Genomic DNA, 17426 nt, shown 5'->3' with positions numbered 1-17426 from the left:
CATGAGGACCGGAACCTTCAGCGGTTCAAACGCCTGCCGAGACGACGAACGGTCGACGAACGGTACTCGGACCACGACGAAGGGGTCTCGGCCGTGCGATCGTCCAAATGCAGCCGCAGCATGGCGGCCGTCGACCAGGCGGGCGGCCTGCCCCGCCAGGAAACCACGATCATTACGCCGAATGCCAGTGGAACCGACCACGGCGCGGGTTGTGAGATCAGGATCGCGGGAAGACCGCTCAGGCTCGGGGCGAACAGGGCCACGAGGATCGAGCCCGAGGACGCGACGAGTCCGGTGAGGACACCGCTGATCGCGCCGGCCGCGGTGAGCCGGTTCCACCAGATGCCGAGCACCAGCAACGGGCAGAACGTCGACGCGGCCACGGTGAAGCCCCAGGTGACGAGGACGCCCGCGTCCAATCTGGCCGACGGCAGCGCGAGCAGGACCATCACCGCCGCGGCCCCGAGCACCGACCATCGCAGTCTCCGCAGCCCGCCGGGCGCCAGGTCGTGCGCGATCGCGCCGGAGATCACCAGCAGCAGACCGAGCGACGTCGCCAGGAACGCGGCGAACGCGCCCGCCGTCAGCAATCCGGTGAACAGCGACCCCGCCCAGCCGTCGTCGACCTGAGCCGGCAGCGCGACGACGACCGTGTCCGTCGCGCCGGAGACGTACAGCTCCGGCACCAGCACGCGGCCGAAGACGCCGTAAACCCCTGGGAACAGGTAGAAAACGCCGAGCAGGGCGACGGTGATCGCCGCGGTCCGGCGGGCGGCGCGGCCGTCCGGGCTGGTGTGGAAGCGCATCAGGACGTGCGGCAGGCCCATGGTGCCGAGCATGGTCGCGATCAGGATCGCCCAGGTGCCGAGCAGCGGGTAGCCGTGGTCGCCGAGGTCGAGCAGCGGCCGCTGCCAGTCCGGCCCGCCCAGCGGGGCGCCGCCCCGGACGGCGGGAACCGGTGTGCCCGCCGCGAATTCGAGCGTCTCGCCGCTCCTGGCCACCAGTTCCCCCGGTGGCACGACACGCTTTTCCGGCGTGAGCAAAGTGGTCGGCTCGCGCAGGGTCAGCGTCACTTCGATCTCGAAGGACAGGCTGGTGTCGCGCGCGAAGTGGGTGAACTCCACCGGGTGCACCGAAGCCGAGCGTTCCTCCGGGGAGACCTGGGAGACCAGCCAGATCGCGGGGACGATGAACAGCAGGAGTTTCAGCACGAACTGGAACGCCTGGACGTAGGTCGCCGCGCGCATCCCGCCGAGCGCCAGTGTCGCGCTGACGGCGGTGCCCGCGATGACGACGCCGACCCAGTACGGCGTCCCGCCGACGGCGGTCAGCACGAGCCCCGCGGTCCGGAATTGCGGTACCAGGTAAAGGGTTCCGATCACGAGGACGACCAACGCGGCGAGACGGCGCAGCGCGGGGGAGGCGAGCCGGGCCTCGGCGAAGTCCGGGACGGTCAGCGCGCCGGAACGCCGCATCGGCGCCGCGACGAGCACCAGCATCGCGATGTACCCGGCGGTGAACCCGACCGGATACCAGAGCGCGCCGATGCCGTCCTTCACCACCAGTCCCGCGACGCCGAGGAACGACGCCGCGGACAGGTATTCGCCGGAGACCGCGGCCGAGTTGACCAGCGGCGAGATCCGGCGCGAGGCGACGAGGAAGTCCGACGTCGTGCGCATGGCGGCGACGCCGCGCAAGCCGATCAGCAGGGTGACCAGCACGACGGGGGCCACCGAGAGCGCCGCCACCATTACTCGTCCTCTATCTTTTCCGCCCGGCGCAGCTGCCACCACGAGAGCAGCGCCATGGCCGGGTACGGGAGGATCGCGATCATCAGCCAGGACAGCGGGATCCCCAGCAGCCGCACCGAATCCAGCCCGGGGAACAGCCCGAACACCAGCGGGAGCCCGAACACCAGCCCGAACATCCCGGCCAGCGCGGGGAGCCCGCGACGGCGCTGGGCGCGGTACAGCAGGTCCGCGCGTTCGGCGTCGCCCGCCGCCAGCCGGGGGACCCGCCAGCGTCCGCGCGCCCGGCGCCGCGAATGCGCGAGCCGGGTCTGCGGGCTGGTGACGGCGACCCGTTTGACGCGGCTCACGGGCGGCTTCCCCGGCCCAGCTCACCGCGTTGCGCGGCGGCGAGCAGCCTGTCCCGCAGGTCGCGCGCGTGACGGCGGCTCACCGGGACGTCGCCCGCCTCGGTATGCGCGAGCAGCCCGCCGGTGGTGTCGCTGCGCAGTTCGAGCACCGCGTCCACGGCGAGCAGGAAACCCCGGTGCACCCGGGTGAATCCCGTTCCCTCCCAATACTCTTCGAGCCGGGAGATCGGCATCCGCGTGACGTGGACGCCGGATTTCGTGTGCAGCCGGACGTAGTCGCCGTGCGCCTCGACGAACTGGACGTCGTCACGCCGGACGTACCGGGTGCGCCCGCCCGATTCGACCGGCAGCGCGGACATCGCGTCCGGCGCGGGTTTCGGCTCGTCGCCCTGGTTGCCCGCCATCCGGACCACTTTGGACAGTGCGGCGGACAGCCGTTCCGCGCGGACCGGTTTGAGCAGGTAGTCGACTGCTCCGATGCCGTACGCTGCGACGGCGTGGCCGTCGTGCGCGGTGACGAACACGATCACCGGCGGTTCGCTGAGCCGCGCCAGCAGCGACGCGAGTTCGAGCCCGTCGAGACCGGGCATGGAGATGTCGAGGAAGACGGCGTCGAAATGACTGCCCTGCAACAGCTTGAGCGCGCTGAGCGCGTCACCGGCCGCGACCACCTCGGCGACTTCCGGGGCCTCGCGCAGCAGGCTGCACAGCTCGTCGAGGGCGGGCGGGACGTCGTCGACCGCCAGCACCCGGAGCCCGTTCGTCACGGCAGCACCCCCGGCTGGAATCGGGGCACGCGCACCACGACCCTGGTGCCCGCGCCGGTCTCGGTCTCGACCGTCAGGCCGTACCACGGTCCGTAGACGCTGCGCAGTCGTCTGTCCACATTGGCCAGTCCGACCCCGCCGTCGTCGCCGCGCCCGGCCAGGATCGCCGCCGCGCGGGCGGGGTCCATGCCGAGACCGTCGTCCTCGACGCTGATCACGCAGTCGTTCCCTTCCGCCATTCCCTGCACCTGGATCAACCCCGCCTCGGCGCGCGGTTCGATCCCGTGCCGGATGGCGTTCTCCACCAACGGTTCCAGCACGAGGTACGGCACCGCGACGGCCAGCACCTCCGGCGCGACGCGCACCTGCACCCGGAGCCGTTCGCCGAGCACCGCGCGCTGCAACGCCAGATACGTCTCGATGGCGCGGAACTCCTCGGCGACCATCGTGTACTCGCCGTGCCGGGCGAGGCTGTAGCGGGTGTACTCGGCGAAGTCGAGCATCAGGTCGCGGGCACGATCCGGGTCGGAGCGCACCAGCGACGAGATCACGGTGAGCGCGTTGTAGACGAAGTGCGGCGAGATCTCGGCTCGCAGCGCGCGCAGTTCCGCCTCCGCGGCCTGTTCGGCGGACGCTTCCAGCCGACCGCGTTCGAGCGCGTGGACGACGAGTTCGGCGGCCTGCCTCGCGAGGGTGTTCGTCGCTTCGGTGATCAGGAGCACGCCGGCCAGTTCGTCGTGGACGTGCAGCGGCAGCGCCAGCAACCCCCGCTCGGACACCGGCGTCTCGGAATGGAGGACCTCGTCGAGCGCGGAGACGACGACGTCGTCGGCCGCCGGGCGACCGGACCAGAGGAGCGAGCCGGACAGGTCGGTGAGCCCGAGACCGGGGACCCCGAACAGCCGTCGGAGGCCGTGCGTGGCGTGGCGGGCGCGGGGTCCGGCGAGACCGTCCATGAGATCGTCGGAGACGCGCTGGGCGGCGGCGAGCACCGGCACCGGATCAGCGCTCGCGGCGGGACGCCAGGGCAGACGGGTGGTCATCCGGCCTCCTCCGCGACGTCGAGGATCGAATCCTAACCTCGGTGCGTGGTTCCGGCGGTTACGCTCCGGGCATGCTCCCCGGTGATGCGGTAGTACTGCGCTTGGACGTCGTGATGCGACGGCTCGCGATGGCCGGTTTCGTGGGGTTCGGCGTCGGCGGCCTGGTGGCCGTCGTGCTGGCGTTGTTTTCCGGCTCGGTGTCCGGGGTGGTGTTCAGCCTGCTCAGCGTGGCTTTCGCGGCGCTGATCCTGCTCGCTCTCCGGAAGTCGGCGAGCTCGTTGGTGATTTCCGCTGTGGGGTTCTCGGTGCCGGGCGTGTTCGAGGTCCGGTGGACCGAGGTGACCCGGCTGCGGGTGTACCGGGAGAAGCGGCGGGTGGGGCGGTGGATGCACTGGTGGCACTACCGGCTCGACTGGACCGGCTCGGGGCCCGAAGTGTTGCTCGAGGACGGCGAGTATGCGTACGCGTTGGGACACCTTGGCGGGGGCGCTCGGCTGTACGCGGCTCTCACGCGCTTCGCGCCCGCTGGAGTGGTCGAGTTCGCCGAGTGAGCGCGTCCCGGATGTCATGAAAGGGCCGTTCAGGACGAAAAACGTCCTGAACGGCCCTTTCATGACACTTGGCGCGCTACCGAAAGCGGGTCAGCAGCTCTGCTTGTAGAAGTACTGCGCGTTCGCGTCCATGTTCGCCTTGGTGATCGAGTGCAGCGAAGCGGTCAGGTTGCGTGTCACCGGCTTGCCCTCCAGCGCCGCGATGGCCTGCTGCACGCCCTGCTGCCCGATGGCGGCCGGGTCCTGCGCGATGAGGCCCTGGTACTCGCCCTTCTTCAGGCCCTCGATCTCCGACGGCGAGGCGTCGAAGCCGATCAGGTTGACCGCGCCGATCTTGCCCGCGTTCCGCAGGCCGGTCGCGGCGCCCTCACCGGTGTTGAGGTTGGTCGCGAAGATGCCGATCAGGTCCGGGGTGGACGCCAGCGCGGCGGTCACCTTGGACGCGGCCTGGTCGGGCTCGTTCTGGGTGAACTGCACGCCTGCCGACTTCAGGTTCGGGTAGTTCTTCAGCTCGTCCTCGAAACCCTTCGCGCGGGTGTTCGTGGTCGAGGTGCCCGCGATGGTGTCGAGCACCAGCACCGAGCCGGTCTTGCCCGCGGCCAGTTCCGACATCGTCTTCGCGGCGAGCTTGCCGCCCTCGGCGTTGTCCGAGGAGATCGACGACTCCGCGACGCTGGTGTCCTTCAGCGCGGTGTCGACCTCGATGATCTTCGCGCCGCGGGTCTTGACCTGCTGGATCGGCGCGAGCATCGCCTGCGCGTCGGTCGGCGCGATGAGCAGCGCGGCGGGCGGGTTCGAGCCCAGCGCGTTGACCAGCTGGGTCTGCATGGCCGCGTCGAACTTCTGCGGCGCCTGCGTGGTGATCTCGTAGCCGGACTTCTTGGCCTCGGCCTCGGCACCGCACTGCATCGAGATGTAGAACGGCTCGGCCTGCACGCCCGGGATCAGCGACAGCTTCTTGTTGTTGGTCTTCGCGCCGGAGTCGCCCGAGGACGACTGGCCGACGGTGCCGCCACCGCAGGCGGTCAGCAGGAGTGCCGCGGAAAGGGCGGCGCCGGTGACGAGCAGGGTCTTCTTCATGGGGATGGCACCTCTTTGTGCGTAGGGAGAACTAACGAGAGTTGCGGCGACGACGGCGCCGCTGGTCGAACCAGACCGCGGCGATCAGCACCGCGCCGACCGCGATCATCTGCCAGAAGTCCTGGACCTGCGTGATGTTGAAGCCCTTCTTCAGCACGGCCGGGATGAACACGCCGATCACCGTGCCCAGCACCGAACCGACACCGCCGAAGAGGCTCGTGCCGCCCATCACCGTGGCGGCGATGGCGTTGAGGTTGTCGGTGGTGTGCGCCGAAATCGTCGTCGACGCGTAGTACGCCAGCGAGAGGAAACCGGCGACACCGGCGAGGAAACCGGTGAGCGTGTACACCTTCAGCAGGTGCGCGGTCACGCCGATGCCCGCCCGGCGCGCGCCCTCGGCGTTGGAGCCGACGGCGTAGGTGTAGCGGCCGAATTTGGTGGTGTGCAACAGCCAGGCGCCGATCAGCGTGATCACCACGGCCACCAGCACCAGGTTCGGCACCCCGCCGAACGACGTCCCGTAGCCGAGCGTCTTGTTGAGCTCGGTCGGCACGCTGCGCACGTCGGACCCGTTGTTCAGCAGGTACGCGGCGCCGAGCGCGGCACCCATCGTGCCGAGCGTGACGATCAGCGGCGGGATGTTCGCCACCGCGATCAGGAAACCGTTGATCAGGCCCCAGATCGTGCCCGCGACGACGGCGGCGAGCAGGCCGACGAGGATCACGTCCCACCCGGCCTTGGTCGCGTCGCCGCCCGGGCTCATCGCCTCCATCGTCTTGCCTGCCACCATGCCCGCGAAGATCAGCACGGAGCCGACCGACAGATCGATGCCCGAAGTGATGATCACGAACGTCATGCCGACCGAGAGCACCAGCAGCACCGACGTCTCGATGAGCAGCGTCTGGAAGGTGAACAGCGTCGCGAACTCGGCGGGCGCGATCGCGGTGAACACGATGATCAGCGCCAGCAGCACCAGCGCGATCCAGAACGTGTTGGCCCCGATCAGCCGCTGGCCGATCGACCGCTTGCCGATGCCACCGTCCACGGAGGTCTGGATCCCGGGATCCTTCTTGGCCGGAGTGGACACGGTCACGCCGCCTCCTCTTGTACGAGGGCGCCCGTCATCGCGGCGACCAGGTCTTCCAGTTTCGTTTCCGCGCCGGTGAACCGGGCGACGCGCTTGCCGAGCCGCAGCACCTCGATGCGATCGGCCACCGACAGCACCTCGGGCATGTTGTGGCTGATCAGCACGACCGCGATGCCCTTGTCCCGCACCTTCTTGATCACGTCGAGCACGCGTTCGCGCTGCACGACGCCGAGCGCGGCCGTCGGCTCGTCCATGAACACGACCTTCGACGCCCAGACGACCGACCGGGCGACGGCGACACTCTGGCGCTGCCCGCCCGAAAGCGAGCCGATCGGCACGTCGGTGCTCTGCAGGGTCACGCCGAGCCGCTGGAACTCGTCCACGGCCTGGCGGCGCATCTCTTTCTTGTCCAGCATCCCCAGCTTGCCGAGGATCCCCTTGCGGTGGATCTCCCTGCCGAGGAACAGGTTCGCGGCCGGGTCGAGTTCCGGCGCGACCGCGAGGTCCTGGTACACCGTCTCGATCCCCATCCGCCGGGCCGTGGTGGGGGAGTCCAGCACCACCGCGGAACCGTCGAGCAGGATCTCGCCCGATGTCGGCTGCTCCGCGCCGGACAGGCATTTGACCAAAGTGGACTTCCCGGCGCCGTTGTCGCCGATCAGCGCGGTGACCTCACCGGCGCGGGCCTGGAAGGAGGCGCCGCGCAGGGCTTCCACCGAGCCGTAGCGTTTGACCAGGTTCCGGGCGTCGAGCAGGAGTTCGCTCACGATCGCTCCCTCTTCTCGGGGGCAGGCGGACGGCAGCGGATGACGGTGACGTCGCCTTCCACGCTCGCCTGACCGGCGTCGTGCGGGACCACGTAGGTCTCGCCCTTGCGCAGCGCGTACTCGCCGCCGTGTTCGGTCCGGAGCGTTCCCGAACCGTCCATGACGACCAGCACCGCGAACGACGGGTCGAGTGACAACGTTGTCGTCGTACCGGAAGCAGCGGGACGGAGCTGATCGGCACGGAAGAACGCGTCACTGCCGTCGGCAAGCAAGTCCACAGTGGACGCGTCGTCGGCCGCGGTGCGCTTGACGATCGAGCCGAGGCGTTCTTCGTCCCAGCCCGAGGTGTCCAGCGTCTCGATGGCGGTTTCGAAGCCGATCCCGAGGTGCGCCTTCTCCGGGTTCGCCAGGAAGTCGCGCCATTCCAGGGTCAGCGAGAAGTCGGTCGGCTGCTGGAGCTCGACGACGAACACGCCTTCGCCGATCGCGTGCGGCAGCCCGGCGGGGATGTAGACCGTGTCGCCGGGGGTGACCGCGACGCTGTTCAGCGCGCCGAGCATGGCGGGCGCGTCCTGGCTGCGGGCCCACTCGTTGACGGTCGCTTTGTCGACGGTCTCCCGGAAGCCCGGGTAGACGCGCGGGTCGTCGCCGTAGGTGCCGACCACGATCCACGCCTCGGTCTTGCCGAAGTGCGAGTCGAAATGCCGCCGCGCGAACGAGTCCGACGGGTGGAAGTGCACCGGCAGGCGCTGGCCCGCGTCGAGCAGCTTCACCAGCAGGCCGGTCGAATCGCCGAGCGCCTCGACGTGCTTGGCGCCGAGCCACGCCGAAGGGTTCTCGCGGACGGCGTCGCGCAGCCAGACTCCGCTGGGGAGCTTGGTCAGGCCGTTGGTCTCCTGGCCGAACATCGTGGTGGCCGAGCCGACCCAGTCCTCCGGGCCGTACCGGGAATCCGAGGAAGCGCCCCGCAACGCGGCGATGGCGTCGCCGCCCCGGTAGAACTGCGGCGGCTGATTCGCCGGCAGGCGGATCGGTTCGAGGTGACCGCTCATGAAGGGGCGACCTCCCCGGAACCGCGGGCTACGAGATGCACGGGCAGAACTACCTTTCTCGGTGCGGATTGATCTCCCTGGACGCGGGCGAACAGCAGTTCCGCGGCCGCCCGGCCCAGTGCGCTCACGTCGTGCGCGATCACGGAGACCGGCGGATCCAGCAGGTCCGCCAGTTCGAAGTCGTCGAAGCTGATCATCGCGGGACGCCGGTCGGCGTGCGCCAGCGCGCGCAGCAGGTGCACGGCGACCCGGTTGTTGCCCGCGATCACGGCGGTGGCCGGGTTCGGCCCGGTGAGCAGCCGCCGCACGGCGTCGCCGACGCTCTCGGCCGTCGGGGTCCGCATCATGACGAGGCTCTCGTCGTACGGGATCCCGTTGCGGACACAGCCTTCCCGGAACCCTCGCAGGCGTTCGCCCGCGGTGAAGATGTCCGGGCTGTCGGCGAGGAACGCGATCCGGCGGTGCCCGTGTTTCACCAGCTGGGCGACCGCTTCGACGGTGCCGCCGATGTTGTCGACCAGCACCGTGTCGGCCACGATGTCGCCGGCCGGCCGGTCAAGGAACACCACCGGCGTGCCCGCGCGCATCTCTGGGACCAGGTAGCCGTGCTGCATCCCGGCCGGGACGACGAGGATCCCGTCGACCCGGCGGGAGCAGAACTCCAGCACCAGTTCGCGTTCGCGGTCGGAGTTCTCCTCCGACGAGCCGGTCAGCACCTGGCGGCCGAACGACGTCGCGATCCGTTCGACGGCTCGGTTGAGCTCGGAGTAGAAGGGGTTCCCGACGTCTTCGACGATCAGGCCGATCGTCCCGGTCGTCGAGCCGCGCCGCAGGTTCCGCGCGCCGAGGTTGCGCCGGAACCCGAGCTGCTCGATCGCCGCCATCACGCGCTCCGCGGTGTCCGGATGGACGGCGGGCTCGTCGTTCACTACCCGCGAGACGGTCTTGATGCTCACGCCCGCGAGCCGGGCCACGTCGCTCATCGTGGCCCGTCGGCTGGTGGTGCGGTGGCCGTTGTCCGGTCCGCTGGAAGACAACGTTGTCATAGTGGCGGGAATTGAACGCGAGCGACGCGTCGATGTCAATGCCCGGTTGGTCCAGAAGACGCCTTCCGAGGTCGAACCGTTACTGCGGGATGCCTCCGCTACGCCTTCCGCGTGGTCCCTGTCCGGAATCGGACAGGGTTTGACAGACCTCTTGACCAGGTGGTCCGTCCTTGTCGAAGGTGGACGGGCAGCGACAACGTTGTCAGGAGGCGGCCTTTCCCATGCCTGCACGCACTTCGACCCGCGTCGCCGGGTTGCTCACCGCGCTCGTCGTCCCCGCCGGGCTTTTCACGCCCGTCGCGGCGGCGGCACCCGGTGGCGACCCCGTGGACGCGGTCAACACCTTCATCGGCACCAAGGACGACGGCAACACCTTCCCCGGTGCCTCCGCCCCGTTCGGGATGACGCAGGTCAGCCCGATCTCCTCGCATTACGCCGGTTATCGCTACGACGACACCGCGATCCGCGGCTTCGGGCATTTCTTCCTGTCCGGCGCGGGCTGCTGGGAGCAGGGCGGTCTCGTGTCGTCCCTGCCCACCACCGGCGCGGTCGGGCCCGGCGCGGCGTTCGACACCACGAAACCCGACACCTTCGACCACAAGAAGTACGCCTCGCCGTACACGCACGAGGGCGAGGTCGGGAAGCCCGGCTACTACAAGGTGCGGCTCACCGGCTACGGCGGCGTCGACGCGGAGACCACCGCGACCACGCGGACCGGCGTCGAGCGGTACACCTTCTCGAAAACGGGTGACGCGAATGTCTTCGTCAACGTCGGGCAGGCCAACGACAAGGAACCCGTGACGGCGAGCCAGATCCGCGTCGTCGGGGACCGGACGATCGAAGGAATGGTGGAATCGCAGGCGTTCTGCGGCGGGAAGCCGTACAAGACCTGGTTCACCACGACGTTCGACAAGCCGTTCAAGTCTTTCGGTACCTGGTCGCCGACGGGCGGCACGCCGGGCTCGAAGGAGTCCGCCGGCGGTGAGGGCCTGCGCGGAGCTTGGCTGACCTTCGGCGGCGGCCAGGTCACCGCGACGACGGCGATCTCCCACGTGGACGCTTTCGGTGCCAAGCTCAACCTGGCTTCGGAGAAGAGCCGTTCGTTCGACGCGGTCCGCGACGGCGCCCAGCGCGCCTGGCGCAAGGAACTGTCCTCAGTGGACATCAAGGGCGGGGCGAAGGACGACCGCACGGTGTTCTACACCTCGCTCTATCACGCGCTGCTGCAGCCGCTGACCGGCAACGACGCCGACGGCCGCTATCGCGGGTTCGACGACAAGATCCACCGCGCGCTGGGCTGGACGTACTACGAGTTCTTCTCGTTGTGGGACACCTATCGCACGCAGAACCAGCTGCTCGCGCTCCTGCGGCCGTCGCGGGCGAAGGACGTCGCGAAGTCCGTGCTCGCCATCCACGACCAGGGTGGCTGGCTGCCGCGCTGGGCGTACGCGAACCAGGAGACGAACACGATGACCGGCGATCCGGTCACCCCGTTCCTGGTCGACCTGTGGCGCTTCGGTGCACTGTCCGGTCAGGAGCTCAAGGCGTACCAGGCACTTCTGCAGAACTCGCGGGAGATCCCGCCCGCGTCGTCGCCGTTCCAGGGCCGGTCGGGGAACGCGAGCTACCAGAAGGACGGATTCGTCCAGTACGACAAGGACTTCCCGAAGAAGGGGCAGGACACCGACCCGAACCACGGTGCTTCGGCCACCTTGGAATACGCGCTCGCGGACTGCTCGCTGTCGGTCATGGCCGCCGGGCTCGGCAAGAAGGATGACGCGAAGGCATTGGCGGAGAAGGGACGCAGCTATCGCACGCTGTGGGACTCGTCGGTGACCGACCGCGGCTTCACCGGGTTCTACCGGCCCAAGCTCGAAGACGGTCAGTGGTTCAGCCCGGCGGACAAGCCGTACACCCCGCAGAGCCCGGACGGCTTCCACGAGGGAACGTCGTGGCAGTACCAATGGCTGACCCAGCAGGACGTGCCCGGTCTGGTCGAGCGCATGGGCGGCAAGGAGAACGTGGGCAAGCGGCTCGACGATTTCTTCGCCTACGCCGATCTGCTCAAGGATCCGGCGAAGACCGTGCGCGAGGAATGGGTCGTCGGCCCGTACAACTACTACAACCAGTTCCGCTACAACCCGAACAACGAGCCGGATCTGCACTCGCCCTGGATGTACACGCTGACCGGGCAGCCGTGGAAGACCTCGGCGGTCGTCCGCGCGGCGCACACGTTGTTCACCAACGCGCCCAACGGCGTCACCGGTAACGACGACCTGGGGACCATGTCCGCGTGGTATGTCTTCAGCGCGCTGGGGCTGTATCCGGCGGTGCCGGGCACCGGGCAGTTCCTGCTCAACGCGCCGCGCTTCGAGAAGTCGGTGGTACACCTGGAGAACGGTCGTGACATCACCATCAAGGCCGACGGCGCCGACGCGTCGAAGCTGCAGTACGTCCAAGGACTGGGATCCGGTTCGCAGCGGGCGTACGTGGGCCTTGAGCAGTTGACGCGAGGGACCACTTTGGACTTCAAGCTCACCGGCGATGAGACGAAGGCCACGTGGGCGACCGGCCCGGAAGGCGCGCCGAAATCGCCGTGCGCCGGGTGATCCGAGTGGTTTAGACCGGTTCGTACCGGGGGTCGTGAGCAGCATCACGACCCCCGGTGTTCCGGTGAGGGCCGTCACGCCTCACACTGGTCTTACCACGTCCGACAGCGCTGTTGACGTCCCTGGCGAGTCCGCCTTGGACAGTGCTCGTCGGACGTAGTTATGTGTAGACACACACAGTGGTGAGACGCATGAGGAGGAGAAAGTGTCCAGCAAGGCCGCTCTAGTATTCCGCGTGGCCGCGGTAGCCGAAGCCCTTTCGTGGGCCGGGCTGCTGGTCGGGATGTTCCTCAAGTACGCCGTCAAGCTCGGCGAGGGCGGCGTTCCCGTCCTCGGCATGGTGCACGGCGTCGTGTTCGTCCTCTACGTGCTGGTCTCCCTGTCCGTGGCGAAGCCGCTCGGCTGGCGCCCGAAGACCCTGATCCTCGCGCTGCTCTCCAGCATTCCGCCGCTGTTCACCTGGCTGTTCGAGTCCTGGGCGCTGCGCAACGGCAAGCTGGACGGCCCGCAGCGGCTGTCGCACGGCGGTGTCGGCCTGTTCACCCGGACCCCGGAAACCGCCGCCGCCGCTTCCTGATCTTCCGTCAAAGCGCGTGAAGGCCCCCTTCCCTCGACTCAGCCGAGGGAAGGGGGCCTTCACGCGCTTCGGGGTTATTCGGTGAAGTCGCCGGTGGCCTTGCGGACCTTGGTGAGCAGGTCGGTCAGCTGCTCGGTCTGCTTGCCGGTGAGCCCGGTCAGCCCGAAGTCGATCTCGGTGACCGCTTTGGTGGCCTCTTCGCGGCGTGCGCGGCCTTCGTCGGTGATCTCGACCAGTGTGGTCCGGCGGTCCGTCGGATGCGGGAGACGCTTGACCAGACCGTCTTTTTCGAGCCTGTCGACGATGTTGGTGACGCTCGTCGGGTGCAGCTGCAATCGCTCGCCCATCACGCGCATCGGCAGGTGGGACGCGCGGGCGAAGGTCAGCAGCACCAGCGCCTCGTACCGGGCGAAGGTCAGCCCGTGCGGTTTGAGCGCGCCGTCCACGGCGGACTGGATGATCTGCTGCACGCGCATGATCCCGGTCACCGCGGCCATGGTTTCGGACGGCCCGATGCGGGCCTCCCACAGCTGCGCCGCGCGGGCGATCGGGTCGAACGGCAACGGACGGCTCATGGCGCTCGAAGTTACCAGCGGGTACCCGTGCCATGCCGCGCGACCGGGTGTTATGCGTGGGAAAAGTGTCCGAACGAGGAGCAGAAGATGATCGTGGCCTTCAGTGTCAGCCCGTCCGCCGCCGAGGAAGACGGCGGTGTCAGCGAAGCGGTCGCCCGCGCGGTGAAAGTCGTCCGCGAGTCCGGGCTGCCGAATTCGACCAACGCGATGTTCACGAATGTGGAGGGTTCGTGGGATCAGGTGATGGACGTCGTCAAACGCGCCGTCGAGGCCGCGGGCGAGGGATCGTCACGGGTCGGGCTGGTGCTCAAGGCCGACATCCGGCCGGGATACGAGGGCCAGCTGACCGCGAAGGTCGAGCGCGTCGAGAAGCACCTGGCGGACTAGGGGAGCGGCGGGGTGAAGGACACCAGCCACAGCTTGTCCTTGACCGCGATGGCCACCGGGTAACCGAACGAGCTGCCGTCGGCCAGTTTCCCGCTGACGGTCGCCGAAGTCGGCGCCAGATCGTCCGGTGCGAACTTCACCGTGACGTCGTGGGCGCCGCGGCCCGACAGTGCGTCGATATAGGACTTCGCGAAGTCGTCCGCCGAGGCGGGCGGGTAATCGATGAGCTCGGAGAGGGCTTCGACGTCGTGTTCGTTGAGCGCGGCGGCGAGGCCCTCCCGGAGTTGCCCCGGGCTGGCGACGCCGGGGTCGGGCTGGTGGGCGATGAGCACCGTGATGACGCTCACCCAGACGACGGCGATGCCGATCGCCACGGCCACCGTCGCGGTCCTGCGTGTCGGAATGTCGATCACCCCCTCGTGGCGAGCCTGCCGGACGGGGACCGTCCTGCCAAGCGGGCAGGCGGGGGCATGCGGTGAAACGGTCGGGGATGCGTGCCAGGATGGAGCGCGTGACACACCCACGCGGATCAGCATCGAAGACGGCGGCCCTGTCCGCCGCGCTTTCCGGCGCGGTCGACCTTTCCGCGCTCAAGGCGCGTGCCGAAGCGCCCCAGAAACAGCCTCCGGCCCCTCCCCGGGCCCCCGCAGCCGAGGGCGCCGCGCCGGGTGCCCCCGCGTCGGCCGGCGCCGTGATCGACGTCACCGAAGCGACTTTCCAGACCGAGGTCGTCGAGCGCTCCCTGCAGCAGCTGGTGGTCGTCGACCTGTGGGCCGAATGGTGCGGCCCGTGCAAGCAGCTCAGCCCGGTGCTGGAGCGCCTCGCCGCCGAGTCCGGTGGCGCCTGGGTGCTCGCGAAGGTGGACGTCGACGCCAACCCGCGCATCGCGCAGCTCTTCGGCGCGCAGTCGATCCCGACGGTCATCGCCATCGGCGGCGGCCAGCCGGTCGACGCGTTCTCCGGCGCGCTGCCCGAACCCGAGATCCGCAAGTGGCTCGGTTCGCTGCTCGACGCGCTGCGCGACCGGCTGCCCGGGATCAAGGCCGCCGAGCAGAACGGCGGCGGCGTCGAGGTACCGGAAGACCCGCGGTTCACCGAGGCCGAGGAGGCCTTCGAACGCGGTGACTTCGCCGCGGCGCAGGCGGCCTACGAGCGCATCCTCGACGTCGAGCCGGCGAACGAGGAGGCCAAGACCGCGCTCGCGCAGGTCAAGTTCACCGCCCGCGCCGAGGCCGCGGGCCCGGACGCGATCGCGAAGGCCGACGCCGACCCGGCCGACCTCGACGCCCAGCTCGCCGCCGCCGACCTCGAAGTCGCCGGGCAGCAGCCCGAGGCGGGCTTCGCGCGGCTCATCGCCGCCGTGCGCCGGACCGCGGGCGACGACCGCAACAAGGTGCGGGAGCACCTGGTGGCGCTGTTCGAGCTGTTCGATTCCGCGGACGAGCGCGTGATGAAGGCGCGGCGGGACCTGGCGAGCGCGCTTTACTGAGGTTCCTTTGGTACGTGAAGGCCCCCTTCATTGCGTCTAGCGCAGTGAAGGGGGCCTTCACGTACTTGGGGCGGCGACTTGGTGGGTGCGAGGGGGTCGTGAGTGGTAAGTGTCGTTGGTGAGGGATTCGGGGGCATGAACGTGCCCAGATCCGTCATCGGCGGGGCTCTGCTTTGTCTCGGTGTCGGGTGGAGCTTGGGCTGGATGCCGGTGTGGTCGACGGGGGAGGATTCCGGCCGTTGAGCGTCCGGAATCCTCCCCTGTCATCTCGTCTGCGGCCGGTCGTGACCGGTACGACCTTGATCAACGGAGGATCGGGGACGTTGAGTGTCCCCGATCCTCCGTTGATCAAGGTCCGAGGCCGGGCGATCCACGCGACGGTGCAGGAATCGGGACACTCAATGTCCCAATTCCTGCACCGTCGAGCCCGGCGGCCGCTGAACCGCCACCCTCGCGCAGGTCAGGCGTGGGTAGGTAGATACCGGTCCGCTCTAACGCGCCTTACGACTCACGACCCCCTCGCGCCTGGGCCGCCAAGTGTCATGAAAGGGGCGTTCAGGACGAAAAGTGTCCTGAACGCCCCTTTCATGACACTCGGTTCGGGTTCGGGTTCGGGGGCGCGGGGTGCGGGGCGCGGGGCGCGGGGCAATGTGCGAGTGCAGGGGTGTGCGGGGTCGCGGGCTTGGCCGAGTTCCGTACCCCAGATGAGATGAAAGGCCCCTTCATCGCAAAATTTGCGATGAAGGGGCCTTTCATAGCACTTCAGGGAGTCGTGACCGGACCGATCAGCCGTACTGGGTCGAGCACACCGAAGAGCTCTCCAGGTAGCCCTTCCGCAGTGCCTCGATCCGCTCGAAACCGTTGTCCACGCGCTTGCCGTTGACGTCGGCCGAGACCAGGCTCTCCGGGCTCAGCAGGTCCGAGATGGCCTCGTCGAGGTCACCGGCGGACAGCCGCAGCGTCGCACCGGGCACCGTGCTGGCCTTCGCCCACGCGCCGACCAGGCAGGCGGTGCGCAGTCCGGCGTTCGCGTTGTCGATCGACGCGCCGACGCCCTTCTGGATGCCCATGGCGTAGCGGGACGCGATTTCCGAGAACGCGGCGAAGTCGCCCTTGCCCTCGCTCTGCCCGCTCTTCCACTCGGCCTCTTGGTCGACCGGCTGGGCGAGTTCGCGGAGTTTGGCCATGTCGATGCTGACGGTGTTGTTCGACGGGCAGTACGACGCGGGCGGGGTGCTGGGGCCGCCGGAGCAGCTGCCGTTGCCGTCCTCGGTGATCTCCGGACCCGGGACACCGGCGCCCTTGAAGGCCTCGTCGAGGCTCTTCTTGAGGATCCCGATGATCTCGGCGTCGAGCTTCGAGTCGCCCTTGCCCTTGTCACCCTTGTCGAACGGGCGCTCGGTGATGCGCGCCTTGATGTTCTCCTCGTTCATCGCGGCGCATTCCTTCGGGCCCTTCTCGAACCCGACCTGGAACGCGTACGTGCGGTCGAACGCGGTGCCGTGCGCGCCCTGCTTCGTCGCGCTGGTGCCCGCCTGGTCACGGATCAGGAACAGCGACGCCATGACCTGGTTCAGGCCCTCGGAGGTGGAGAGCTTGTAGAACTTGCTCTTCTCCTCGGCGACCCAGCGGAAGTAGCCGCCGGCGAAGCAGTCGGCCTGCTGTTCCTTGACGATCGACGGGGTGTTCTTCTTGATGTTGGCCTTCTCGCCGAGCCGGTACTGCACGGCGTGCCCGAGTTCGTGAGCGAGCACGACGGCGCTGGCCATTTTCCCGAACCGCTCGCGCAGCATCGGCAGCAGCACGCCGCGGTCCCACGCCACCGAGTCGTCCGGCGGGCAGTAGAAGGCGTTGACCAGGCCCTTGACGCTGCCGCACTCGGTGTCTTCGTCGTCGGACCGCGCGCTGTAGGACAGCAGCGACTTCAGCGGCTCGTACTGCTGGCCGAAGTCGCGCGGCATGACCTCGGTCCAGTAGGTCTGCGCGTCGGCGATCGCGGCGATGGCGAGCTGGTCGTCTTCGGAGCCGTCCTCGTTGCGGACCTTCAGGTCCGGCTTGGGCGCGTCCGGCTTCAGCCCGCTTTCGAAGTGCGTGACCGGCAGACCGGCGATGTCACCGGCTCCCGGCTGACTGCCTTGCTGGCCCGTGGTCGAGCCGCCCTTGTCGTTGCAAGCGCTGAGCCCGAGGGCCACCACCGCCACGATCGCGATCAGAGCCGGGCGCCGAAAGCCCCGCAATCCCCCTTGGATCATCTTCACTCGCTTGTCGTCAGGGCCCCGACCGGGCCGCGGGTACACC

At 68.9% G+C, this 17426-nt stretch carries 17 protein-coding genes; 5 read left to right on the top strand and 12 right to left on the bottom strand.

The window, feature by feature from the left end; translation table 11 throughout:
• Positions 1–17 precede the first annotated feature (17 nt).
• The 4 genes from IE302_RS13870 to IE302_RS13855 are packed head-to-tail and all read right to left on the bottom strand — an operon-like array spanning position 18 to position 3908.
• Complete coding sequence (locus IE302_RS13870; RefSeq protein WP_191254937.1) at positions 18–1751, bottom strand: sodium/solute symporter; 1734 nt, start codon at positions 1749–1751, stop codon at positions 18–20.
• Positions 1751–2098 (bottom strand): hypothetical protein, encoded by a 348-nt coding sequence (locus IE302_RS13865; RefSeq protein WP_191254936.1) that lies wholly within the window; start codon positions 2096–2098, stop codon positions 1751–1753. Before IE302_RS13865 ends, IE302_RS13870 begins: the two co-directional genes overlap by 1 nt.
• Positions 2095–2865, bottom strand: a complete 771-nt coding sequence (locus tag IE302_RS13860; protein ID WP_191254935.1) for a LytR/AlgR family response regulator transcription factor — start codon at positions 2863–2865, stop codon at positions 2095–2097. Before IE302_RS13860 ends, IE302_RS13865 begins: the two co-directional genes overlap by 4 nt.
• Positions 2862–3908 carry a sensor histidine kinase gene (locus IE302_RS13855; RefSeq protein WP_191254934.1) on the bottom strand — a complete coding sequence of 349 codons (1047 nt, stop codon included), beginning with the start codon at positions 3906–3908 and terminating at the stop codon, positions 2862–2864. The genes IE302_RS13860 and IE302_RS13855 overlap by 4 nt, the downstream gene beginning before the upstream one ends.
• A 71-nt stretch (positions 3909–3979) precedes the next feature.
• On the opposite strand from IE302_RS13855, the gene IE302_RS13850 reads away from it, so the two are divergent.
• Positions 3980–4459, top strand: coding sequence for a hypothetical protein (locus tag IE302_RS13850; protein WP_229907760.1), 480 nt, complete (start codon positions 3980–3982; stop codon positions 4457–4459).
• 90 nt (positions 4460–4549) lie between these two features.
• Here the strand turns inward: IE302_RS13850 and IE302_RS13845 are convergent, their stop codons facing one another.
• The 5 genes from IE302_RS13845 to IE302_RS13825 are packed head-to-tail and all read right to left on the bottom strand — an operon-like array spanning position 4550 to position 9428.
• Positions 4550–5539: an ABC transporter substrate-binding protein gene (locus tag IE302_RS13845; RefSeq protein ID WP_191254932.1), complete on the bottom strand. Its 990-nt coding sequence runs from the start codon at positions 5537–5539 to the stop codon at positions 4550–4552.
• A gap of 31 nt (positions 5540–5570) precedes the next feature.
• Complete coding sequence (locus tag IE302_RS13840; RefSeq protein ID WP_191254931.1) at positions 5571–6632, bottom strand: ABC transporter permease; 1062 nt, start codon at positions 6630–6632, stop codon at positions 5571–5573.
• Complete coding sequence (locus IE302_RS13835) at positions 6629–7393, bottom strand: ATP-binding cassette domain-containing protein (protein WP_191254930.1); 765 nt, start codon at positions 7391–7393, stop codon at positions 6629–6631. Before IE302_RS13835 ends, IE302_RS13840 begins: the two co-directional genes overlap by 4 nt.
• Entirely contained in the window at positions 7390–8445 is a 1056-nt protein-coding gene (locus tag IE302_RS13830; protein ID WP_191254929.1) for a class I mannose-6-phosphate isomerase, read from the bottom strand. The genes IE302_RS13835 and IE302_RS13830 overlap by 4 nt, the downstream gene beginning before the upstream one ends.
• Positions 8442–9428, bottom strand: a complete 987-nt coding sequence (locus tag IE302_RS13825; RefSeq protein WP_191255590.1) for a LacI family DNA-binding transcriptional regulator — start codon at positions 9426–9428, stop codon at positions 8442–8444. The genes IE302_RS13830 and IE302_RS13825 overlap by 4 nt, the downstream gene beginning before the upstream one ends.
• Before the next feature lie 284 nt (positions 9429–9712).
• Here IE302_RS13825 and IE302_RS13820 point away from each other — a divergent pair, with 284 nt between their 5' ends.
• Positions 9713–12100 (top strand): GH92 family glycosyl hydrolase, encoded by a 2388-nt coding sequence (locus tag IE302_RS13820; RefSeq protein WP_191254928.1) that lies wholly within the window; start codon positions 9713–9715, stop codon positions 12098–12100.
• Between the two features lie 205 nt (positions 12101–12305).
• Positions 12306–12677 carry a DUF3817 domain-containing protein gene (locus tag IE302_RS13815; RefSeq protein ID WP_191254927.1) on the top strand — a complete coding sequence of 124 codons (372 nt, stop codon included), beginning with the start codon at positions 12306–12308 and terminating at the stop codon, positions 12675–12677.
• Between the two features lie 74 nt (positions 12678–12751).
• Here IE302_RS13815 and IE302_RS13810 read toward each other — a convergent pair whose 3' ends face one another.
• Complete coding sequence (locus IE302_RS13810) at positions 12752–13252, bottom strand: MarR family winged helix-turn-helix transcriptional regulator (RefSeq protein ID WP_191254926.1); 501 nt, start codon at positions 13250–13252, stop codon at positions 12752–12754.
• Between the two features lie 87 nt (positions 13253–13339).
• Between IE302_RS13810 and IE302_RS13805 the strand changes: the two genes are divergently transcribed.
• Entirely contained in the window at positions 13340–13639 is a 300-nt protein-coding gene (locus IE302_RS13805) for a thiamine-binding protein (protein ID WP_191254925.1), read from the top strand.
• On the opposite strand, the gene IE302_RS13800 is transcribed toward IE302_RS13805, so the two are convergent.
• On the bottom strand, positions 13636–14019 hold the full coding sequence (locus IE302_RS13800) for a hypothetical protein (protein ID WP_229907759.1): 384 nt from the start codon (positions 14017–14019) through the stop codon (positions 13636–13638). The two genes, IE302_RS13805 and IE302_RS13800, sit on opposite strands and share 4 nt — an antisense overlap.
• A 131-nt stretch (positions 14020–14150) precedes the next feature.
• Here IE302_RS13800 and IE302_RS13795 point away from each other — a divergent pair, with 131 nt between their 5' ends.
• Entirely contained in the window at positions 14151–15128 is a 978-nt protein-coding gene (locus tag IE302_RS13795) for a tetratricopeptide repeat protein (RefSeq protein WP_191254923.1), read from the top strand.
• 785 nt (positions 15129–15913) lie between these two features.
• Here the strand turns inward: IE302_RS13795 and IE302_RS13790 are convergent.
• Positions 15914–17380, bottom strand: coding sequence for a neutral zinc metallopeptidase (locus IE302_RS13790; protein WP_373307971.1), 1467 nt, complete (start codon positions 17378–17380; stop codon positions 15914–15916).
• Positions 17381–17426: the final 46 nt, after the last annotated feature.

The organism is Amycolatopsis oliviviridis (assembly GCF_014654365.1).
Classification (GTDB): domain Bacteria; phylum Actinomycetota; class Actinomycetes; order Mycobacteriales; family Pseudonocardiaceae; genus Amycolatopsis; species Amycolatopsis oliviviridis.
The sequence above is the reverse complement of the archived record's forward strand: the minus strand, read 5'-3'. Positions and strand labels throughout refer to the sequence as shown.